20 protein-coding genes are annotated in these 21,634 nt (G+C 72.2%); 11 read left to right on the forward strand and 9 right to left on the reverse strand.

Features of this window, described 5'->3' with window-relative positions; translation table 11 throughout:
• The first annotated feature begins 50 nt into the window (after nt 1–50).
• The 10 genes from ACT54X_RS15590 to ACT54X_RS15635 all read left to right on the forward strand — a co-directional run bounded on the left by ACT54X_RS15590 (nt 51) and on the right by ACT54X_RS15635 (nt 11,531).
• On the forward strand, nt 51–1,499 hold the full coding sequence (locus ACT54X_RS15590) for a sensor histidine kinase (RefSeq protein WP_354319283.1): 1,449 nt from the start codon (nt 51–53) through the stop codon (nt 1,497–1,499).
• Nucleotides 1,484–2,836, forward strand: a complete 1,353-nt coding sequence (locus ACT54X_RS15595) for a sigma-54-dependent transcriptional regulator (protein WP_294371981.1) — start codon at nt 1,484–1,486, stop codon at nt 2,834–2,836. Before ACT54X_RS15590 ends, ACT54X_RS15595 begins: the two co-directional genes overlap by 16 nt.
• A gap of 156 nt (nt 2,837–2,992) precedes the next feature.
• On the forward strand, nt 2,993–3,871 hold the full coding sequence (locus ACT54X_RS15600; RefSeq protein WP_476347407.1) for a hypothetical protein: 879 nt from the start codon (nt 2,993–2,995) through the stop codon (nt 3,869–3,871).
• 68 nt (nt 3,872–3,939) lie between these two features.
• On the forward strand, nt 3,940–4,482 hold the full coding sequence (locus tag ACT54X_RS15605; RefSeq protein WP_294371977.1) for a hypothetical protein: 543 nt from the start codon (nt 3,940–3,942) through the stop codon (nt 4,480–4,482).
• 19 nt (nt 4,483–4,501) lie between these two features.
• Nucleotides 4,502–5,836 (forward strand): MFS transporter, encoded by a 1,335-nt coding sequence (locus ACT54X_RS15610; protein ID WP_294371975.1) that lies wholly within the window; start codon nt 4,502–4,504, stop codon nt 5,834–5,836.
• A 101-nt stretch (nt 5,837–5,937) separates the two neighbouring features.
• A complete protein-coding gene (locus ACT54X_RS15615) occupies nt 5,938–6,861 on the forward strand; it encodes a LysR family transcriptional regulator (protein WP_476347408.1) in 924 nt (307 codons plus the stop codon).
• A gap of 101 nt (nt 6,862–6,962) precedes the next feature.
• Complete coding sequence (locus ACT54X_RS15620) at nt 6,963–7,979, forward strand: ornithine cyclodeaminase family protein (RefSeq protein ID WP_476347409.1); 1,017 nt, start codon at nt 6,963–6,965, stop codon at nt 7,977–7,979.
• 32 nt (nt 7,980–8,011) lie between these two features.
• Complete coding sequence (locus tag ACT54X_RS15625) at nt 8,012–9,031, forward strand: dihydrodipicolinate synthase family protein (protein WP_476347410.1); 1,020 nt, start codon at nt 8,012–8,014, stop codon at nt 9,029–9,031.
• Nucleotides 9,025–10,518, forward strand: a complete 1,494-nt coding sequence (locus ACT54X_RS15630) for an NAD-dependent succinate-semialdehyde dehydrogenase (protein WP_476347411.1) — start codon at nt 9,025–9,027, stop codon at nt 10,516–10,518. Before ACT54X_RS15625 ends, ACT54X_RS15630 begins: the two co-directional genes overlap by 7 nt.
• Before the next feature lie 47 nt (nt 10,519–10,565).
• Nucleotides 10,566–11,531, forward strand: a complete 966-nt coding sequence (locus ACT54X_RS15635) for a tripartite tricarboxylate transporter substrate-binding protein (protein ID WP_476347412.1) — start codon at nt 10,566–10,568, stop codon at nt 11,529–11,531.
• A 60-nt stretch (nt 11,532–11,591) separates the two neighbouring features.
• Here ACT54X_RS15635 and ACT54X_RS15640 read toward each other — a convergent pair whose 3' ends face one another.
• The 9 genes from ACT54X_RS15640 to ACT54X_RS15680 form a co-directional block, all read right to left on the reverse strand.
• Nucleotides 11,592–12,578, reverse strand: coding sequence for a Bug family tripartite tricarboxylate transporter substrate binding protein (locus tag ACT54X_RS15640; RefSeq protein ID WP_354319290.1), 987 nt, complete (start codon nt 12,576–12,578; stop codon nt 11,592–11,594).
• Nucleotides 12,579–12,668: 90 nt separating this feature from the next.
• Nucleotides 12,669–13,658: a Bug family tripartite tricarboxylate transporter substrate binding protein gene (locus ACT54X_RS15645; protein ID WP_476347413.1), complete on the reverse strand. Its 990-nt coding sequence runs from the start codon at nt 13,656–13,658 to the stop codon at nt 12,669–12,671.
• A 26-nt stretch (nt 13,659–13,684) separates the two neighbouring features.
• Complete coding sequence (locus tag ACT54X_RS15650) at nt 13,685–14,851, reverse strand: alpha/beta hydrolase family protein (protein ID WP_476347414.1); 1,167 nt, start codon at nt 14,849–14,851, stop codon at nt 13,685–13,687.
• 56 nt (nt 14,852–14,907) lie between these two features.
• Complete coding sequence (locus ACT54X_RS15655; RefSeq protein ID WP_294371947.1) at nt 14,908–15,699, reverse strand: SDR family NAD(P)-dependent oxidoreductase; 792 nt, start codon at nt 15,697–15,699, stop codon at nt 14,908–14,910.
• Nucleotides 15,692–16,711, reverse strand: a complete 1,020-nt coding sequence (locus ACT54X_RS15660) for a Bug family tripartite tricarboxylate transporter substrate binding protein (protein WP_476347415.1) — start codon at nt 16,709–16,711, stop codon at nt 15,692–15,694. Before ACT54X_RS15660 ends, ACT54X_RS15655 begins: the two co-directional genes overlap by 8 nt.
• A 27-nt stretch (nt 16,712–16,738) precedes the next feature.
• A complete protein-coding gene (locus ACT54X_RS15665; RefSeq protein ID WP_476347416.1) occupies nt 16,739–17,704 on the reverse strand; it encodes an NAD-dependent epimerase/dehydratase family protein in 966 nt (321 codons plus the stop codon).
• 2 nt (nt 17,705–17,706) lie between these two features.
• Complete coding sequence (locus ACT54X_RS15670; RefSeq protein WP_476347417.1) at nt 17,707–18,492, reverse strand: cyclase family protein; 786 nt, start codon at nt 18,490–18,492, stop codon at nt 17,707–17,709.
• A 14-nt stretch (nt 18,493–18,506) separates the two neighbouring features.
• Nucleotides 18,507–19,496, reverse strand: a complete 990-nt coding sequence (locus tag ACT54X_RS15675; RefSeq protein ID WP_476347418.1) for a fumarylacetoacetate hydrolase family protein — start codon at nt 19,494–19,496, stop codon at nt 18,507–18,509.
• A complete protein-coding gene (locus ACT54X_RS15680; RefSeq protein ID WP_476347419.1) occupies nt 19,493–20,533 on the reverse strand; it encodes an SMP-30/gluconolactonase/LRE family protein in 1,041 nt (346 codons plus the stop codon). The genes ACT54X_RS15675 and ACT54X_RS15680 overlap by 4 nt, the downstream gene beginning before the upstream one ends.
• Before the next feature lie 179 nt (nt 20,534–20,712).
• On the opposite strand from ACT54X_RS15680, the gene ACT54X_RS15685 reads away from it, so the two are divergent.
• A complete protein-coding gene (locus tag ACT54X_RS15685) occupies nt 20,713–21,630 on the forward strand; it encodes a LysR family transcriptional regulator (protein ID WP_476347420.1) in 918 nt (305 codons plus the stop codon).
• Nucleotides 21,631–21,634 lie beyond the last annotated feature (4 nt).

A 21,634-nucleotide genomic window follows, 5' to 3' on the forward strand; every position in this document is an offset into this window, starting at 1 on the left:
CGCGCATACTGGCGCGCCCTTCAGCCTGCCGCCCCGCCCCTGCCCTCTTCATGCGATCGCTGCGCCTGCAACTTGCCGTTTTCTGGGCGCTGCTCATCGCCGTCTGCCTGCTGCTCGGGGTGGTGCTCCTGGGCCTGTACCGGCTGAGCCCCGCCATGCAGATGAAGGTGGGCCGCGCCCGGGTCGAGCAGGCCTGCGAACAGCTGGCCCAGCGCTACGCCCAGTCGGCCCCGCCCGCGCCCGTACTCCAGACCGACCTCGCGCGCGTGCTGCTGCAGCTCGTGCTGACCGAGGCGCCCTATGTGGAGGGCGGCGTGTGGAGCCGCGCTGGCGGCATGCTGGGCTATGCCTATCCCACCTACGAGGGCGCCGGCGTGAAGACCGACGTGCCGCCCGCGGAGCGTCCACTGCTCGAACAGCTGGCGCGCCAGGCGGTGGACACCGGCCGCGCCCAGACCCAGCAGGTGCGCGGCAGCCGCGAGCTGCTGATCGTGGCCGCCTGCCCCTTGAACGTGGGTGGCGCCTCGGCCTGGACCATGACGCGCACGCAGCTGGGCGCGGTGGCGGCCGAGGGCGGCCTGCGCGCTGGCATCGCCGCGCTGGTGGCGGCCATCGTCTTCTCCGGGCTGTGGCTCGGCTGGCTGCTCTACCGCGGGCAGGCACGGCTGCGGCGGCTTGAAGGGGCCCTGGCCGCGGCGCCCGCCGACGCCATGCCCCGGCTGCCCCGCACCGGCCTGGACGAGCTGGACCGCATCGTCGCCAGCTACAACGGCTTCGCCGGCCGCTTCGAGGAAGCCCGCGCCGCCGCCCGCGAGGCGCAGGCCCAGCGCAGCCGCGACATGCGCCTGGCGGCGCTGGGCCGCATGAGCTCGGCCGTGGCCCATGAGATCCGCAATCCCATCGCCGCCATGCGCCTGAAGGCCGAGAACGCGCTGGCCGGCGAGCCGGCGGCGCAGGGCCGGGCGCTGCAGGCCATCGTGGGCCAGATCGACCGGCTCGATGCCGTGGTGCAGAGCCTGCTGGCGCTGGTGCAGCCGCTGGACCTCAAGCCACGGCCCGTCGACCTGCCCGCCTGGCTGGACGAGCGCCTGGCCGCGGCCGGCGCGGGGGCCGCGTCCCGCCAGGTGCGGCTGGTGCTGACCAAGGGCGCACCCGATCGCGCCGTGTTCGATCCCATGCACCTGGCCCGCGCCGTCGACAACCTGCTGGACAACGCCGTGCGCCACGCGCGCAGTCCAGGCGGCCAGGTGCAGCTCGCCGCCCACCATGACATCGAACGCGGCCAGCTTGTCCTGACCGTCTGCGACGACGGCGAGGGTGTGCCCGAGCCCATGCGCGGCCGCCTCTTCGAACCCTTCGGCACCGGCCGCGCCGACGGCACCGGCCTGGGCCTGGCGCTGGCGCGCGAGGTGGCCTTCGCCCATGGCGGCGAGCTGCGCCACGAAGCCGGCGCGCCCGGCGCCCGCTTCCTCCTGGAGATGCCATGGCAGACCTGCTGATCGTCGACGACGACGCGGCCTTCGCCGATTCGCTGCGCGAGACGCTCGAAAGCCTGGGCCACACCGTGCAGACCGCGCCCGGCGGCGAGGACGGCCTGGCGCTGCTGGGCGCGCATCGCTTCGACCTGGTCTTCCTGGACCACCGCATGCCCGGCATGGATGGTCTGCAGACCCTGGCCGCGATGAACGCGCGGCTGGCGCGCCGGCCGCCCGTCATCGTGCTGACGGCCCATGCGGGCAGCGCCGGCACCATCGAGGCCATGCGCCTGGGCGCCTTCGATCACCTGGCCAAGCCGGTCAGCCGCGACGCGGTGGTCGACGCCGTGCGCCGCGCGCTGGCATCGGCCACGCCCGCCTCGGCCGCGCCGGCGCCGCAGCCCGTGGCGGACGACGGCGAGCTGATCGGCGTGAGCGAGGCCATGCGCGAGGTGCACAAGCGCATCGGCCTGGCGGCTGGCAGCCGGGCGCCGGTGCTGGTGATCGGCGAGACGGGCACCGGCAAGGAGCTGGTCGCACGCGCCCTGCACCGCCACTCCGACCGGGCCGACGGACCCTTCGTGGCCGTCAACTGCGCCGCCATCCCGAAGGACCTGCTGGAAAGCGAGCTCTTCGGCCACGTCAAGGGCGCCTTCACCGGCGCGGTGGCCGAGCGGGCCGGCTGCTTCAAGGCCGCCCACGGCGGCGTGCTGCTGCTCGACGAGATCGGCGACATGGCGCTGGAGGTACAGGCCAAGCTGCTGCGCGTGCTGCAGGAGGGCGAGGTCACGCCCGTGGGCAGCCACCGCGTGCAGAAGGTGGATGTGCGCGTGGTGGCCGCCACCCACCGCGACCTGGCCCAGGCCGTGCGCGACGGCCGCTTCCGTGAAGACCTGCGCTACCGGCTCGACGTGCTGGCGATCCGCCTGCCGCCGCTGCGCGAGCGCTTGGCCGACATCGTGCCGCTGGCGGAGCATTTCCTGCGGCTGGCGGCGGCACCCGGCCCGGCCAAGCGGCTGTCGGCCGAGGCGGCCCGCGCCCTGCTGGCCTACGACTGGCCCGGCAACGTGCGCGAGCTGCGCAACGCCATGGAACGCTGCCACGCTTTGCAGCGCGGCGCCGTGATCGCGCAGGTCGAGCTGCCGGGGGCGGGAAGCGTGGGAAGTGCGGCCGAGGGCGCTGGCGGCCTGTCGGCCGACTGGTACGACGGTACCCTGCCCGAGGCCGTGGAGCGGCTGGAGAAGCTGTTGCTGCAGCATGCCCTGGCCGCAGCGGGCGGCAACCGCTCCATGGCGGCGCGGCAACTGGGCATCCATCGGCAGCTGCTCTACACCAAGCTCGCGCAGTACGGGCTGGAGTGACGCCACGCGCAGGCCGCTGTCCTGTTCCCGGACAGCCGCTGTCCGCCACGCGGCCAACCCACGGCGCCCACCCGCAGCCAAGTCCTTGATCTGCAAGGCAAGCGCGGCTGGCACGTCTTTTGGGACAGGTCAGGCATCCGTCAACAGGAGCCTTCCATGACCTTGACTCGATTCCCCCTTCGCGCCGGCCTGCTCGCCGGCCTCGTCGTCGCCTCCGGCATCGCGGGCGCCCAGCCGGCGCTACAACCGGTGCCGCCCGCCGCGCCCGTGTTTCCGATGACCGATGCGGCGCCGCGACCCATGGCCGCACCGCGCGCTGGTGCCCTGCCTGCGCCCATGCCCGAGGCGCGGCCCGGCGCGCTGGCGGCGCCCCTGCCTGAGCCTCGGCCGGTGCCGGTGGCCGGGCCGATGGGCCTGCCGCCTCCCGCCCAGACCCAGGCCACCGTGTCGGGCACGCTGACCCGCTGGCTGATCAACCCCAACGGGGAAGCCGACGGCCTGCTGCTGCAGGACGGCACGCAGGTAAGCTTTCCGCCCCACCTGTCGGCCGAGCTGACGGCCCTGGCCCAGCCCGGTGAGCGCATCGACGTGAGCGGCTGGCGTGCCACCGACGGCGGCGTGCTGCAGGCGCAGCAGATCGGCGCGCGGGGTCGCACGGTGGTCGACCAGCCACCGGCGCCGGGCGCCGTGCCGCCCGCACCGCGCGCCATGGGCGCCCTGGCCGCGATGGACGCCGGAGGCCGCATCGCCCGGGTGCTGTCCACCGCCCGCGGCGACGTCAACGGCGTACTGCTGCAGGACGGCACCATCGTGCGCTTTCCCCCGCACGTCGGCCGCATGATCGGCGGCCTGCTGCAACCCGGCGCGCCGCTGTATGCGCAGGGCTGGGGCACCCGCGGCCCGCTGGGCACGGCGCTGGAGGCCACCCGCCTCGGCGCCTCGCCGCAGGCCCTGCAGGACGTGCTCTCGGGCAGCGCCGACATGCCGGCACCCCGCCCCGGCCCGGTGCCGGGCCCGCAGCGTCGGCCGGTCTGACGGCTTTCTGCGCGGCGCGTTGGCGCCGCGCCACCTTTCCTCCCCTTTTCCAAGAACCCGGAGCATCCATGCCTCATCCCGAAGAAATGATCGACGTCTATGCCGTCGAAGGCCAGTTCCAGCACCTCATCTACAGCCCGCGCGGCGGCTACGAAGGGCTGCTCATCGACACCCACGGCATTCCCACACAGTTCGTGTTCGACAAGCACGACGAGACCGCCGCCGATGCCTTCGCGAACGTCAAGCCGGGCCAGTCGGTCACGGTGGAAGGCAGCCTGCGCCTGCCTTCCGACAAGGGCGAGGGCGACCACGTGGTCTACGACTTCCACCGGCTGAGCCATGTGGCCGGCAGGCCCGTGGACGCGGCAAGCACCGACGGCCCCGTGCGCGGTAGGGTGGTGCGCATCAACCATGCGAAGCACGGCGCGCCCAACGGCGTGGTGCTGGACAGCGGCGACTTCGTGCACCTCAAGCCCGATGGGTTCGTGCATGCCGGCCTGAAGATCGGCGACGCGGTGGAGGCCGAAGGCCCCGCGCGTCCGCTGGCCGGGGGCCGCGGCCGGGTGATGGAGGCCCGCACCGTCAACGGCCAGCCGCTGCCGCAGCACTGACGCTGCAGGAGAGGCGCGCATGACCACCACCCCCACGCTGGCGATGCCCATGGCCGCCCCTTCGCGCCCGGCCCCGGCTGCCGCAGCCACCGCGGGTTCGCTCACGGCCCTGGCGTGGATGGCCTTCTTCCTGGCCGACGTGCGCGATGGGCTCGGGCCCTTCCTGGCCACCTACCTGCAGAGCCAGCGGGTCGAGCAATCACTGATCGGCCTGACGCTGACCGCGGGCGGGCTGGCTGCCGTGGTGATGACGCCGCTGGCGGGTGCGTGGGTGGACCGGTCCGCGGCCAAGCGGCTGCTCCTGGTCGTCGCGGTGATGCTGGTGCTGGCCGGCAGTGCCTGCGCCTTCACCACGCGCTCGCCGGCCCTGCTGATCGCCTCGCAGGCCGTGGCGGGTGCGGCCGGGGCGCTGCTGGCGGCGGCGCTGGCCGGCCTGACGCTCGGCCTCGCGCGCCGCGAGGGCCTGCGCCGACAGACCGGCCGCAACGAGGCCTGGAGTCACGCAGGCAACATCGTCTCGGCACTGGGGGCGGGCGTAGTGGCCCACCTGTTTGGCGCCCCCTGGATGATGGCCGTCATGCTGGCCATGTCGGTGGGCGCGCTGCTGTGCGTGGCGGCCATCCGCGCGCAGGACATCGACCATGCCGCGGCCCGGGGCGTGGACCCGGCCGCGTCCGATGGGCCGCCCACCGCCGCGGCGCCCGAGGGGTTTTCCGAGCTGCTGCGGCACAAGGCCCTGTGGCTCTTCGCGCTGACCTGTGCCCTCTTCCACCTGGGGAACGCGGCCATGCTGCCGCTGCTCAACCAGCGGCTCGCAGCCACCCAGCCCGACGCGGCGCCGCTGCTGTGGACCGGCGTCGCCATCGTGGTGGCACAACTCACCATGGTGCCGGTGGCGCTGTGGGTGTCGCGCAGCCGGCGCTGGGACCTGTCGGCCTTCGTCTACCTGTCCATCCTGATCCTGCCGGTGCGCGGGCTGCTGGCCTGGGCCTTCCCGAGCGTGTGGGCCAACCTGCCGGTGCAGGTGCTGGACGGCATCGCCGCCGGTGCGCTGGGCGTGGCCACCCCGCTGATGGTGGAGCGCTATGTGCGCGGCTCGGGCCGCTACAACCTGGCCCTCGGCCTGGTGCTGACGATGCAGGGCGTCGGCGCGGCCTTCAGCGCCGGCCTGGCCAACGGCATCGTGGGGCACGGGGGGCACTTCGGGCTGGCGTTCGCCGTGCTCGCCGGTTGCGCACTGCTGGCGCTGCCGGCCTTCGTGCTGGCCCAGCGGACGGGCGGACGCGTCCACGCCGGCGCCGCCATTCCAGCCCACGCTGGCGCTCTGCCGCGCGTGCCGGATCTCCGCGCCTGAGTGGCAACTGCCGCGCCACTCCTCCGCCGGTGTCGCGACAAAGTGATGCGGCGGGGGAAGCCGAGCCATTTCGCATTGCGCCCTGCGCACAATCCGGGGCCATGGCCGCCTCTGCTCCCACCATCCTCGACGCCAAATGGCGGCTCTTCGTGCATGTGGCCCAGGCTGGCAGCGTCACGGGTGCCGCGCGGACGCTCGACATGCCGGCGTCGGTCGTCAGCCGCAACATCGCCCAGCTGGAGACCGATGCGGGCACCCGGCTCTTCCGGCGCACGGGCCGGGGGGTGGTGCTCACCGAGTTCGGCGCGCAGGTGCTGCCGCGCATCCAGGCGCTCATGCGCGAGGCCGAGCAGCTGGCGGACGACATGCGCACCCGCAGCGGGCTGCCGATGGGCGATGTCCGTGTCGGCATGCTGCCTTCCACGGTGGGCGTGCTCGCCGGTCCGCTGTTCACCGAGGCGAGGCGCCGCTGGCCGGAGGTGCGCCTGCACCTGACGGAGGGCGCCAGCGGCCAGCTGGAGGAATGGCTGGGCCAGGGCCGGCTCGACATGGCCACGCTGCTGCGCGAGACCGACACGCCGGACGACGCCACCGAGCCGGTGCTGGCACGGCTGCACCTGAACCTCGTGATGCCGCGCCAGCATCCGCTGGCCGGGCGCAAGACCGTCTCCTTCGACGAGCTGGCCGGACTGCCGCTGGTGCTGCCGAGCGACCCGCATCCGCTGCGCGCCCGGCTGGTGAAGCTGGCGCGGGACCGTGGCGTCGCGCTGACCTGCGCGCTCGAGGCCGATTCCATCCGGCTCCAGCACCAGATGGTGGCCAGTGGCGGCGGCGTGGCCATCACCGCCGGCACGCTCGACGCGCCGCTTGCGCGCCAGCTTGCCGTGGTGCGCATCGCGCGCCCGACGCTCACCCGCGCGGTCGTGCTGGCCGAGACGGCCCAAAGGCCGAGCACGCTGGCCACGCGATCGGTGGCGGCGCTGCTGCGCACCCTGGCCCCGGGCGTGCTGCGGCTGCACGGCTGAGTCCGTCCGCTTTGCATTTGCGCGAATGCTGCTTTCGCGCCGATGCGCTCGCCTGGGAGGCAGGGGCTCTCTAGCATCGGGTCTCTTTCCAAGGAGACACCATGGGCTCGTCCCACCCAGAAGCGGCTTCTGCGCCGCCGCTGACCCTGTTCCTCAGCGACGAGGACGTGGCCGAACTGGCCGATTGGCCGGCGGCCATCGAGGCCCTGCGCCAGGCCTACGTGCAGCCAATCGCGCCGGCCGCGGTGCCCCCACGCTCCATGGCCCGTGGCGACGGCCTGTGGCTGCGCGGACTGAGCGCGGTCTCGCCCACCGGCGCGCACATGGGCTGCAAGCTGATCGCGGCCTCGATGACGGCGCGACGTGCCAGCTACCTGGTGTCGCTGTTCGACCAGCGCAGCACCGCGCTGGCAGCGCTCATCGACGGCAACCGCATCACGGGCATCCGCACCGCCGCGACGGCCGCCCTGGCGGTGGACGCCGCGGCGCCCCGGCGTCCGCTCGCGGTGGCCGTGATCGGCGCCGGCTTCGAGGCACGCGGCCTGCTGTCTGCGCTGGCGGCCGTCCGCGCACTCTCGCGGGTGCGGGTCTACAGCCCCACGCCGCAGCGCCGCGAGGCCTTCGCGGCGGACTTCCACCGGCAGCTGTGCGACGACGTGCAGGCCAGTTCCAGTGCCGAGGTGGCCGTGGCCGAGGCCGACGTGGTGCTGTGCGCCGCGCGCAGCCGCGACGAGACGCCCGTGCTGCAAGGCCGCTGGCTGGCCGCTGGCGCCACGGTGGTTTCCATCGGCTCCACGCTGCCGGAGCAGCGCGAGGTCGACGTCGACACCCTCGCCCGCAGCGCACTCATCGTGGCCGACATGCCCGACGAGGTGGCGCACGACACCGGCGACATGCTGGCCGCCCGCGCCGCAGGCATCGCCTTCGAGGACCGGCTGCATCCGCTGACCGAGCTCGTCGCCGGCCGGCTGGTGCGTGGCCCGTCCGACATCGTGCTCTACAAGTCCGTCGGCTCGGCGCTGCAGGACGTGGTGGTGGCCGAGATGCTGTTCGAACGCGCCCGGGCCAGCGGCCGGGGCGAGGCGCTGGCGCGGTCCATCGTGCCCGTGGCCAAGTGAGCCCTTCCCCTTCATTCCCTCGGAGTACCCCCATGCCTTCCTATGCCCGCAAAGACGCCCGCGCCTGGGCGCGCGAACACCTGACCGGCTGCTCGGCCGTCACCATTCCCAGCTACTCGGCCGACCTCAAGCGGCTGAACGAAGGCGGCATCCGCCATGACGTGGCCCTGGCGCGCGAGCTGGGCTACCGCTACACCCTGCTGTGCAGCGAGGTGGCCATCACGCCGGAGGAGAACGCCCAGTTCACCGCCTGGGCCCGCGACACCGTGGGCCAGGACATGGGCCTGTTCTTCCATGCCGCCTTCGGCACGCTGGCGGAGAACATCGAGGCCGTACAGCTGGCGCAGAAGGCCGGCGCCGACATCGTGCTGCTGTCGTACCCGCCGCAGTTCTGGCCCACGACCGAGCAGGAGATCTACGACTACACCCGCGCCTTCTGCGAGGCGACCGACCTGGCGGTGATGCTCTTCCCCATTCCCTTGTGGGGCTTCGAGCGGGTGCACCCGGCCGGCATGTCGGTGGGCCTGGTGCGTCGGCTGCTCGACGACTGCCCGAACATCGTTGCCATCAAGTCCGAGCAGGGCTATCCGCTGATCGGCGGGCTGTGCGAGATGTATCACCACTTCCGCGACGAGGTGGTGATCAGCTGCCCGATCGAGGCCGACGCCATTCCCATGATGAGCCTGATGCAGCTGCAGTTCTCGGGCACCAGCAACACGCAGTGGATGAGCCACTACTACCCGCGCGCCTTCGATCTGGCTCGTCGCGGCGAATGGGACGCCGCCATGGAGGCCTACTGGCGCGTGGGGCCGGCGCGAAACGCCAACGGCGCCGCCGCCCAGTCCTACGCCGGCGGCACCGGCGTGCTCAACCGCACGATGTGGAAGTACCAGGACTGGCTGGCCGGCTTCAACGGCGGTCCGCTGCGCGGGCCCGCCATGCGGGTGCCCGACCGGCTGATGAAGATGCTGCGCCAGGGCCTGGTGGCCTCGGGCCTGCCGGTCACGGCCGATGCCGACAGCGCCTTCATGACGGGGCGCCATCCATGCTGAGCGCATCGCCCGTCGCATCGCTGCTCCAGGACGCGAGCCTCCTGCGAAGTGCGGCCTTCGTCGATGGCCGGTGGATCGACGAGACGCCCCATGGCCGCTCGGCCGTGCACAACCCCGCCGACGACACGCTGATTGCCGAGCTGCCGCGGCTGCGCGAGGCCGAGACCGAGGCCGCGATCGAGGCCGCCCAGCGCGCCTTCCTGCGCTGGCGAGCGACCACGGCCCGCGAACGGGCCGACGTGCTGCGGCGCTGGTACGACGGCATGGTGACGCACCGAGAAGACCTGGCGACGCTGATCACACTGGAAGGCGGCAAGCCGCTGGCCGAGGCGCGTACCGAAGTGGACTATGCGGCCTCCTTCCTGCGCTGGTTCTCCGAAGAGGCGACCCGGGTGGCCGGCGAGGTGCTGGCCGGGCCGCGCACCACGGCGCGCATCGTCACGCTGCGCGAGCCCATCGGCGTGTGCGCGGCCATCACGCCCTGGAACTTCCCGGCGGCCATGATCACCCGCAAGGCCGGACCGGCGCTGGCGGCCGGCTGCACCATGGTGGTCAAGCCCGCGAGCCAGACGCCCCTGACCGCACTGGCACTGGCCGAACTGGGGCGGCGAGCCGGCGTGCCCGACGGCGTCTTCAACGTGCTCACGGGCCACGACACGCGTGCCATCGGCGGCGTGCTGTGCACCCATCCGCTGGTGCGCAAGATCACCTTCACCGGCTCCACCGAGGTCGGGCGCCTGCTGCTCGCCCAGGCGGCGGACACCATCAAGAAGTGCTCGATGGAGCTGGGGGGCAATGCGCCCTTCCTGGTCTTCGACGACGCGGACATCGATGCAGCCGTGGAAGGCGCCGTGGCCGCCAAGTTCCGCAACACCGGACAGGCCTGCATCAGCGCCAACCGTCTGCTGGTGCAGTCGGGCGTGCACGATGCCTTCGTGGAGCGCCTGCTGCGGCGCGTGGCGCAACTGCGGGTGGGCCATGGGCTGGAGGCCGGCTCGCAGCTCGGTCCGCTGATCGACGATGCGGCCGTGGCCAAGGTCGAGGCCCACATCGCCGATGCCTGCGCGCACGGCGCCCGCGTGGCCCACGGCGGCGGGCGGCATGCGCTGGGCGGTCGCTTCTTCCAGCCCACGGTGCTGGTCGGCGCCACGCCGGCGATGGCCGTGGCGCGGGAGGAGACCTTCGGGCCGCTGGCGCCGGTGTTCCGCTTCGACACCGAGACCGAGGCGCTGCAGATGGCCAATGCCACCGAGTTCGGTCTGGCGGCCTACCTCTACAGTCGCGACGCCGCGCGCCTCTGGCGCGTGTCGGCCGGGCTCGAATCGGGCATGGTGGGCATCAACTGCGGCCTCATCTCGAACGAGGTGGCGCCCTTCGGCGGGGTCAAGCAGAGCGGCCTGGGCCGCGAGGGCTCGCGCCATGGCATCGACGAATTCATGGAGATCAAGTACCTCTGCTGGGACGGGCTCGTGCCCGCGGGCGGCTGAGGGCACAGCCCCACCACGACAACGACCGACAACGACGGAGACATACCATGACAGCCCACCCTTCCCTGCTTCGCCGCTCGCTGCTGCTGCTGGGGCTCGGTGCCCTCGCCTGCGGGCCGGCGCTGGCCCAGTCGCAGGCCATCAAGATCGTCGTGCCCTTCCCGCCGGGCGGCGTGACCGACGTGGCCGCCCGCGCGCTGGCCGAGCGCATGTCGCGCCTGCTGGGCGAGACGCTGATCGTCGAGAACCGCCCCGGCGCCGGCTCGCGCATCGGCATCGACGCCGTGGCACGCGCGACGCCCGACGGGCGCACGCTGCTGTTCACCAACACCAGCTACAGCATCCTGCCCATCGTCGACCCGACGGCGCGCTACGACCCGACGCGGCTGCTGGCGCCCCTGGCCATGGCCGGCACCTACGGCCTGCCCGTGGTGGTGAGCAACAAGCTGCCGGTGACCGACCTGCAGGGCCTGATCGACTATGCCCGCAGCCATCCGGGCAAGCTCAGCTACGGCAGCGCGGGCCAGGGCAGCGGTACCCACTTCGGCGGCGAGTACTTCAAGCTCCTCACAGGAACGAACATGGTCCACGTGCCCTACAAGTCCACCGCGGCCGCGGCGGCCGACGTGGCAGCGGGCTTGCTGGACCTGACCTTCGATGCGGCCTCCAAGGCCTATGCGGACGCGGGCAAGGTGCGCATCATCGCGGTGACCGGTTCGCGCCGCGACCCGCGGCTGCCCAACGTGCCCACGGTGGCCGAGGCCGGGCTGCCCAAATTCACGCTCGACTCCTGGGTTGGCCTGCTGGCCCCGCAGGGCTTGCCGCAGCCACTGATGGAGAAGCTGCAGCGCGCCGCGGCGACGGCCCTGGCTGACCCGGGCCTGCGCCGGACACTGGAAGACCTGGGCCTCAATGCAGCCAGTGGCGAGCCGGGCCAACTGGGCCGCGCCATTGCGGAGGACATGACGCTCTACCGGCGCATCGTGGCCGAGGCCAACATCCGGATCGAATGAGCGATGCGCAGGCTACCCGGGCCCGGTCCTGCGCGCCGCCGCGCTCGGGGGGCTGACCGCTCATTCGGCCGTGATGTGGTTGTCCTTGACCACCTTGGCCCAGGCGCGGGCATCCTCGTCCAGGAACTTGCGGAAGGCCTCGGGGCCTTCGCCCACGGGCGTGAGGCCGTAGTCGAGCAGCTTGGCGCGGAAGGCCGGGTCGGCCATCACCTTCTGCGAGGTGGCCAGCAGCGCCGCCTGCACGGCGTCGGGCGTGCCCTTGGGCACGAAGATGCCGTGCCAGGAGTCGCCGACGAAGCCGGGGTACAGCTCCGCGATGGCGGGCACGTCGGGCAGGCCCGCGATGCGCTGCGCGCTGGTCACGCCGAGGGCCCGCACCTTGCCGGCGCGCACCTGCGGAATGGCACCGGTGCTGGCGTCCAGGGCCACGTCGATGCGGCCGGCGATCACGTCGGGCACGAACTGGTCCTTGTAGGGCACATGGGTCATCTTCAGGCCGGCCTGGTTCAGCCACCGTGCCAGGGCGACGTGCGTGCCCTGGCCGATGCCCGCGCTGGCGTAGCTGAGCGCATCGGGCCGGGCCTTGGCCTCGCGCACCAGGTCCTGCAGCGTGCGGTACTTCGAATCCACCGAGGTCACGAGCACATAGGGCACCGACAGGATGCGCGTGACGGGCACGAAGTCCTCGGCCTTGTACGGCAGCTTCTTGTAGACGTAGGGGTTGATCGAGAAGGTGTTGTTGACCGTCCAGAGCAGCGTGTAGCCGTCGGCCGGCGCATTGGCCACGGCCTGCGCGCCGATGATCGTGCTGGCACCCGGCCGGTTCTCGACCACCACCGGCTGGCCCGTGAGGCGGGTGAAGCCCTCGCCCCAGAGGCGGGCGATCACATCGGGCGACACGCCCGGTGGAAAGGGCACCACCAGCTTGACGGCCTTGGCGGGATAGGCGGACTGGGCCAGCGCCATGCCGCCCGGCAGGCCGGCGACCAGGAGCGAAGCAACGGCCACGCTGCACAGATGGCGTCGCGAGAGAGAGGAGAAGCGCATGTCGTTTGTCTCGTGATGTTCAAGGAATGGGCACGCCGGCCGCTGGCGGGCCGGGCGTGGCCGCGGTGCGGCGACCGGGCGAGGAGGCGATCAGGCCTTCAGGTCGAGCCGGCGCACCAGCGGGGGAAAGTCGGTCATGTCCTGCCGGATCAGCGCCTCCAGGGGCGCGGGTCCGCCGCCGGCCAGCTCCCAGCCGTTGACCTGGGCGCGGGCCTTCATCTGGGTGTCGGCCAGGGCGGTGTCGAGGGCCTTCGACAGCCGGGCGATCACGGCAGCCGGCGTGCCCTGCGGCACGGCCAGGCCGATCCAGAACGAGGCATCGAAGCGCGGGAATCCCTCTTCTGTGAGCGTGGGCACCTCCGCCATGGAGCTCAGGCGCCGCAGGCCGGTCTGCGCCAGCGGCACGATGCTGCCGCCCTTGAGCGCCGGCTGGGCCGAGGAGAAGTCCAGCAGCGCGAGTTGCACCTCGCCCGCCATCAGGCCGGTGATGAGCGGGCCCGAGCCCTTGTAGGGCACATGCACAAGCTCGATGCCTGCCAGCGTCTTGAACTGCTCCAGGGCGATGTGGTTGGTGGCGCCGATGCCGGCACTGCCGTAGAAGAGCTTGCCCGGCTGGGCCTTGGCGGTGGCGACCAGCTCGCGCAGGCTGCGCCAGGGCGAACGCGCGGGCGTCGCCAGGATGCCCACCGCCCGCAGCGCCAAGCCCACCGGCATCAGGTCGCGTGTCGGCTGTACCGTGGCACCTTGCTGTACCAGCGGCGCGATGATGTGGTTGGAGCGCGAGGTGACCAGCACCGTGTAGCCGTCGGCCGGCGCCGCCGCGGCGGCGGCGGTACCGATCAGGCCTGCGGCACCGGGCCGGTTGTCGATCACCAGGGGCTGGCCCAGGCTGGCGCGCATGCTCTCGGCCAGGAAGCGCGCCACGATGTCCGAGGGGCCGCCGGGCGGCTGGGGCACCACGAGCTTGATGGGACGCTGCGGGTAGGCGCCCTCTTCCGCCGCGAAGGCGGACGTCGGAATGGCCAGCGGCAACGCGAGCGGCGCGATGCCGGCGAGGAAATGGCGGCGAGTGGATGCCATGGTCATGTCTCCTTGTGGTTCTGCGCTCAGCGTGCGGCGGCGGTGCGCCCACCCAGCGTCTCGGCCACCCAGTCGGCGATGTAGGCGCCGGCATTGGCCGAGTTGTCGAAGCTCGAATGCTGCGCGCCGCCTTCGCGGTCGGTGAAGATCTTCAGCTCGCGCTTCGGGCTGTTCACCAGTTGCTCGTAGGTGCGCTCGGCCCACTTGAGCGGGATCTGCGAGTCCTTCTGCCCATGCGTGACCAGGAAGGGCACGCGGATCTTCTCGACCACGCCGTCCAGATGCACCTGTTCGGCGATGCGCATGAAGTCGTCCATGTCCCTGGCGCCCCAGACCCAGCGCACATGCTCCCAGTAATGCGGCACCGGAAAGCTGCCTTCCTTCTCCAGCCGGCGCTTCTGCACGTCGCGCCAGTCGTGGTTGGCACCCCAGACCACACCGCAGGCAAAGCGCGGCTCGAAGGCGACGGCGCGCGGGCAGTAGTAGCCACCCAGCGAGACGCCTTCGCAGCCGATGCGCTGCGGGTCGATGTCTTCGCGTGCCTCCAACCAGTCGACCACGCGGCTGGCCCAGTGCTCGGCGTCGAAGCGGGCCGTCATGCCATGCAGGCGCAGCGCCTCGCCGGTGCCGGGCTGGTCGAGCACCAGCGACGAAATGCCGCGCTGCGCCAGCCAGTGCGGCAGCCCGACGCGGTACTTCATCTCCTTGGTCGAATCCAGGCCGTTGAGCTGCAGCAGCACCGGCGCGCGGCCCTGCACGCCCTGGGCGCGCACATAGAGGCCGGCCAGCACGCCGCCCTCGTAGGGAATCTCCACCTGCTCGCAGTTCTCGCCCGCCAGCGTGATGCCGCGCGCGAAGGTGTCGAGAAAGCGCCGGTACAGCGCCTCGCGGCCCGCTGCGCCGTGGCCCTGCATGCGCTCGGCCGTGATCAGGTAGGTGGCGGCACGGCCCAGCTTGTCGCCGGCCGAGATCAGCCGGCCGCGGGCCTCGTCCTCGGCCGCGAGTTCGCACAGCTGGTCGGCCATGCGCTCCCAGCTCTGCCGGAAGGCCAGCGACGCGGCCGCATCGGGCTGGTGCGCGGCCTCCTTGAGCGGCGCGCACATGGCCTCGATCTCGCCGATGCGGGCGCCCATCTCGATGGCCAGATCGACCGAGAGGTTCCAGACGTAGTTGGTGGGGAAGTACTTGAACATGCTTGCTGTCTCCTTGCCCTTCGTCGGGCTGGTTGTCGGGGGCGGACGCGCGCCGCTCAGCTGCCGTCCGAGATCACGGTGCCGCCGTCCACCACCAGCGTCTGCCCGGTGATGAAGCCGCCGGCCGCCGAGGCCAGCATCACGGCGACGCCGGCCACCTCGTGCGGTTCGCCCACGCGGCGCAGCGGGGTGGCCGCCAGCCGGCGGGCCATGAAGGCCTCGTTGGCCATCAGGCCTTCGGCCAGCGGAGTACGGATCAGGCCCGGGGCGATGGCGTTGACGCACACGCCGCGCGGGCCCCACTCCACCGCCAGGTTGCGCGCCATCTGCGCCAGCGCTGCCTTGCTGAGGCCGTACAGGCCGATGGCGCCGTTGCCGCGCAGGGCGGCGATGCTGGCCATCAGGACCACGCGGCCGTGGCCGCGCTCGCCCATGGCCGGCACCAGCGCGGCGCACAGGGCATGGGCGCTGGCCAGGTTGACCTGGAACACGCGCGCCCAGTCTTCGGCCGGCGCCTCCAGCAGCGGCCCCGCCGGGCCCTGCATGCCGGCATTGCAGACCAGCAGGTCGATGCGCCCGAAGGCGGTGCGGGCCTGTTCGGCCAGCGCCTGCACCTGGGCGGGCACCGACAGGTCGGCCACCACGGTCCGGACGGCGCCGCCGAGCGACGCGCAACGGGCCGCGATGTCGCGCAGCGCAGCGTCGTCGCGGTCCGACAGCACCAGGCTTGCTCCGTGCTGCGCATAGGCCAGGGCGATGGCCTGGCCGAGGCCGCCGGTGGCACCGGTGACCAGGGCCACCTGCCCCGCCAGCGAGAAGAGACCGGGGGCCCTGGTCGCCTCACTCAAGCTTCACCCCCACCTGGTGGATCACCTGGCCCCAGCGCGTGGTCTCGGTGCGGATCAGCTCGGCGAACTCGGCGCGGGAGCTGGGCGCCACGATCAGACCCAGGTCGGTGTAGCGCTGCACCACGTCAGGCGCAGTGACGGCCTTGACCAGTTCGTCGTGCAGCCGGTTGGCAATGGGCTCCGGCGTGCCGGCGCGCACCACCATCCCGGTCCAGCCCGGGATGTTGAGCGCGGGCATGCCCAGCTCCGCAATGGTGGGCACCTGCGGCAGCTGGGGCAGGCGCTTGTCGCTGCCCACCACGGCCAGGGCGCGGGCCTTGTTCTCGCGCACCAGCGGGATGGCACTGGGCGCCACGTCCAGCATGGCGTCGATGTGGCCGGCCATCAGGTCCTGCACCGCGGGCGCGCCGCCCTTATAGGCCACATGCGTGAGCTTGCCCTTGATCTGCCGGCGCAGCATCTCCATCCAGATGTGCGGCTGGCTGCCCATGCCGTAGGAGCCGTAGTTCAGGCCCTTGCCGCCGGCCTGCGCCGCCTTGACGAAATCCTGGAAGGTCTGGAACGGGCTCGACGCCGGCACCAGCAACAGCGTGGGCGAGACCAGCAGCCGCGTCAGCGGCATGAAGTCCTTGAGGGTGTCGTAGCTCAGCTTGGGATACAGGCCGGCGTTCATCGAGAACGGGCCGAGGTCGCCGTAGAACAGCGTGTGGCCGTCGGCCGGCTGCTGCTTGACGAAGTTGGCGCCGATCTGGCCACCGGCGCCGGGCCGGTTGTCGATGACCACCGGCTGGCCCAGGCTGGCCGAGAGCTTCTGCGCCAGCATGCGCGACAGCGCGTCGCCGAAGCCGCCGGCCGGATAGGGCACCACCCAGGTGATGGGGCGTGAGGGAAAGCCGGCCTGGGCACGGGCGGCGGTGCCCGCCAGGCCCAGTGGCGCGGCGGCCAGGGCGGCGGCGCCGCGCAGCAGCGTGCGGCGGGTGGGATGGACGAAGGACGAGGCGGAATCGGTCATCGAAGAAGGTCTCCTGAATGGGTGAAGTCAAAAATCATCGGCCTCGCCGGCCGGTGCGAGCGCCCGGCACACCAGCGCCCGCGCGTCGCCGTCGTCGCGCAGGCCCAGTGCGCGGGGAATGCGGTCGTCCAGTGGCGGATAGCGGCCGAACACGGCCTCCACGGCCGGCTGCGGCGCATGGCGTACCAGGGCCTGGCCGTCCACGCCGAACTCGGCCGACAGCGCCTGCACGATGTCGTCCATCGACAGGTGCAGCACGGGCAGCGGCCAGGCGCGTGCCGGGTCGTTATCGACCGGCATGGTGGCGGCATGCACCAGGTTCCAGGCGCAGCGTCGCGCCGACATCCACCAGGCCGTGGCCTGCGGCCCCACGGGCAGCGTGACGGGCTCGCCCGCGGCCAGCGCATGCAGCAGCTCGCTCATGAAGGCCGACACCAGGCCGGAAGGCGCGCGCGGCCGGGCCACGATGCCGGGCAGGCGCAGCGCGCGGCCATCGAGCCGGCCGCGGCGCGAGAAGTCCGCCAGCAGCACCTCGCAGCCCAGCTTGTGGGCGCCGTAGATCAGCGGCGGCCGCAGCGGCGTGTGCGGCGTCACCACCTCGGGCAGCGCGCTGCCGTAGACGGCGATGGTGCTGGCGTAGACGACGACCGGCGGCGCCGCGCCGGTGCCGGCCGCGGCCAGCGTGTCGAACAGGTCCAGCGTGGTGTCGAGGTTGACGCGGCGGCTCAGCGCCGGGTCGGCCTCGGCCGCCCCGCCGGGCACGGCCGCCAGGTGGAAGCACACGTCGGGCGCGAGGGCGGCGATGCGCGCCAGCACCTCGTCGCTGCCCAGGTCGCCTTCCAGCCCGAGCACTCCGTCCGGCAGCATGCCCAGCCGCTGGTCTGCGGCGGCCAGCACGTCGATGCGCCGGCCGCCCACCTGGCCCTGCCGGTGCAGCAGCGCGAGCACATGCGCGCCGATGAAGCCACCAGCGCCGGTCACGAGTACTCTCACGCTCAGTCCTCGAAGATCGCCACGGCCCGCGTCCAGCCCGCCGAGGCGCCGCGGATCTTGTGCGGGAAGCAGCAGATCGTGAAGCCATCGCCCGGCAGCGACTCCAGGTTGTGCAGCTTCTCCAGGTGGCAGTAGCCGATGTCGCGGCCGGCCTTGTGGCCTTCCCAGATCAACGCGGTGTCGCCGGTCTCGGCGATGCGCTGCGCGGTGTACGAGAAGGGCGCGTCCCAGCTCCAGGCGTCGGTGCCGGTCAGGCGCACGCCGCGCTCCAACAGGTACATGGTGGCCTCATAGCCCATGCCGCAGCCGGTGTTGACGTAGTCGCTGTGGCCATAGCGGCTGCCCGCACGGGTGTTGACCACCACGATGTCCAGCGGCTGCAGCACGTGGCCGATGCGGGCGAGCTCCGCCTCCACCTCGGCCGCACTCACCACATGGCCATCGGGCAGGTGGCGGAAGTCCAGCTTCACGCCCGGGCGGAAGCACCAGTCCAGCGGAATCTGGTCGATGGTCATCGAGGGCCGCGCGCCGCCGGCCTTGGCGTCCTGCGTGGCATGGAAGTGCCAGGGCGCGTCCAGGTGCGTGCCGCTGTGGGTGGTCAGCGTCACCCATTCGGCGGCGGCGGCCTGGCCTTCGGGGTAGTCCTCGGCCCGCGTGCCGGGAATCAGCTGCAGGAACTCGGGCAGCGTGTCCTGGTGGGTCTGGTAGGTGATCTTCGGCGCCAGGGGCGGCGGGTCGGAGAGCACGTCGTTCTCGAGGTAGATCGACAGGTCGACGAAGCGGGGCATGCGGACGTGCTCCTTCAGGCGGTGGGCGGCAGGGCCTGCACCACGCGCTGGTCGATGGCGCCGAAGACCGGTGCGCCCTGCCATTGCGCCTCCATGCGCACGCGCTCGCCGAAGTGCAGGAAGGGCGTGCGGCTGGCGCCGTGCTCGATCAGCTCCATGGCGCGCCGCTCGGCGATGCAGGCCGAGCCGCGCTGGCCGCCGGCATTCGAGACGGTGCCCGAACCGACGATGGTCCCGGCCGTCAGTCGGCGCGTGAACGCGGCATGCGCGATCAGCTGGTCGAAGCCGAAGCTCATCTCGCCACCATTGGGATGGCCGAATCGCTCGTCGCCGCGCATCACCGTCAGGTCCAGGTGCACCCGGCCATCTCGCCAAGCCTCGCCGATCTCGTCGGGCGTGACGGCGACCGGCGCGAAGCTGGACGAAGGCTTGGCCTGGAAGAAGCCGAAGCCGGTGCGCATCTCGCGCGGGCCGAAGCCGCGCAGGCTCACGTCGTTGATCTGCACCAGCAGGCGCACGTGGCGCAGTGCCAGCGCGGCGGGACAGCCCAGCGGCACGTCGCCGACGATCACGCCGAACTCGCCCTCGAAGTCGATGCCGTGGGCCTCGTCGGGCAGCGGCAGGTCATCGTGCGGGCCCAGCAGGTCGTCGGAGCCGCCCTGGTACATCAGCGGGATGCGGTCCGAATCCGGCGCGGGCTCGATGTTGAAGGCCTTCTCCATCAGCCTGCCGTGGTTGAGGAAAGCCGAGCCATCGCACCACTGCGGCGCGCGCGGCAGCGGCGCGGCGGCCTGCGTCGGGTCGAAGGCGAAGGCCCCCTGCGCATCACCGGCGTTGAGCCTGGCGTACAGCGCCTGCAGCAGCGCCTCGGTCTGCGTCCAGCGTTCGATGGCATCGAGCATCGTGGGCGCGATGGCGTCGGCATCGACCGCCTGGCGAAGGTCGCGCGAGACGACGACGAGGCGGCCATCCTTGCGGCCGTTCTTGAGGGTGGCGAGTTTCATGCGGGGAAGTCCTCGTTCCAGTGGATGGGGGCCTGGCCGGCCACCGGGGCGCGGAAGCTGGGCAGGGTGGTGCCACGCAGGCTTCCGAGGTAGACGGTCTGCAGATCGGGGCCGCCGAAGCTCAGGCTGGCCATCCACGGCGCCAGCGTGCCGTGGGCGGCGGCCATGATCTCGGGCGTGAGCGTGCGGGCCTCGTAGTGCGCATCGAGCGCCTGCGTGGCGGCGGGGTTGCTGTCGTCCAGCAGGGTGAGCAGCTCGCCGTCGGGCGTGATGGCGACCAGGCGGTCGGTCATGATCAGCGTGACCCACAGGTTGCCGAAGACATCGAATGCGAAGCCGTCGGGAAAGCCGGGCAGCCGGGCCGGGCCGTACACCTCACGCTCGCCCAGCGTGCCGTCGGGCCGTACGCGCAGGCGCGAGATGCGGCGGGCGTTGCTCTCGACCACGTACATCCATTCGCCGGCGTCGTCCAGGCGGATCTCGTTCGTGCCCTCGAAGCCGTCGGCCACGATGCGGGCCTGGCCCTGCGCGTCGAAGAGGGCGATGTAGCCGTCGGTGGCGCGGGCGTTGATGGACTCGGTCCACGGCTGCATGCGCGTGGTCACCGTGAGGTACAGCCGGCCCTGCCGGTCGCGCAGCGGGAAGTTGGCCTTGCCCAGTGGCTGGCCGTCGATGCGGTCGAAGAGGCGGCGAACGCGGCCCTGGCGGTCCATCACCTCGACGGCGTCGGTGCCCCAGTTGGCGATCAGCAGGTCGCCGTTGGCCAGGAAGGTCATGCCGTTGGGCAGCGAGCCTTCGCTGCGCACATAGCGCTGGTCGAAGTCCACGGCCTCGTCGCAGGCCGGGGGCGCGGCGGGCACCACCAGCTGCTGGCTGCCATCGGGCGCGATGCGCATGGCGCCGCCGCGGGCATCGGCGGCCCAGACGGTGCCGTCGCGCTGGCACAGGATGCATTCGGGGCGCTGCAGGTCGCGGCCGACGTGGCGGATGGCGGCGCGGTCGACCTGCCAGCCGCGCAGGGGGTTGTCTCTTGTCATTGGCGGAATCTCGAAGCGGGCCGCAGTGTGGTCCGTCCGCGCCGCGAAGACCAACAGATTCGGCCGATGCGAGCCATCGGCCGGCGCGATGCCTGGGCGCGGCAGGCATGCGTGTCGCTTATCGCGCGCACCGCGGCGGCGCGTCCTTATGATCTGCGCCCCACCTGGAGACGACCTGCATGCGCTACCAACGCATCGACCTCAACCTGCTCGCCGCGCTCGACGCCCTGCTGGCCGAGCGCAACGTGACCCGTGCGGCCGAGCGCCTGCACATGACGCAGTCGGCCATGAGTGGCGTGCTGGCCCGTCTTCGCGACTACTTCGGCGACGCGCTGCTGGTGCCCGTCGGGCGCACGCTGCAGCTCACGCCGCGGGCCGAGGCGCTGATCGCGCCGGTGCGCCAGATCATCCTGCAGGTGGATGCCACCTTGGGCGTGCAGCCCGAGTTCGAGCCGGCCACGGCGCGCCGGCATTTCACCGTGATCGCCTCGGACTATGTGGTGCAGGTGCTGATGGCGGAGGCGCTGCGGCGCATCGCGCAGATGGCGCCGGGCCTGAGCTTCGATGTGCGGCCCACCCATGCCGCCATGGCGCAGGACCTGGACCAGGGCCGCATCGACCTGCTGGTCACGCCGGCGCACCTGACGCTGGCCGACCATCCGCAGCAGCAGCTGTTCGAGGACACCTACCACGTCGTCGCCTGCGCACAGAACGCTGCGCTGGCGGGCGGCATCACGCCCGCGCAGTACGTGGAACTCGGCCATGTGGTCTACCAGGCCGACCTGGGCGCCAACCCCTGGTTCGAGCAGTGGTATGCCAACCAGCATGGCGCCAATCGGCGGGTGGAGGTGGTGGCGCATGGCTTCCTGCTGATGCCGCGCTTCATCGTGGGCACGAAGCGCATCGCCACCATCCAGACCCGGTTGGCCCAGCAGTTCGTGCAGGCCATGCCGCTGCGGCTGCTGTCGCCGCCCATGCCCACGCCGCGGCTGACCGAGGTGCTGCAGTGGCACCGCCTGCGTGACGACGACCCCGGCGTGCGCTGGGTGCGCGAGCAGATCGTGGCCGTGGCGCAGCAGATGCCGCCGGTCGCCTGAACAC

This window comes from Pseudacidovorax sp. DMC4 (genome assembly GCF_056314265.1).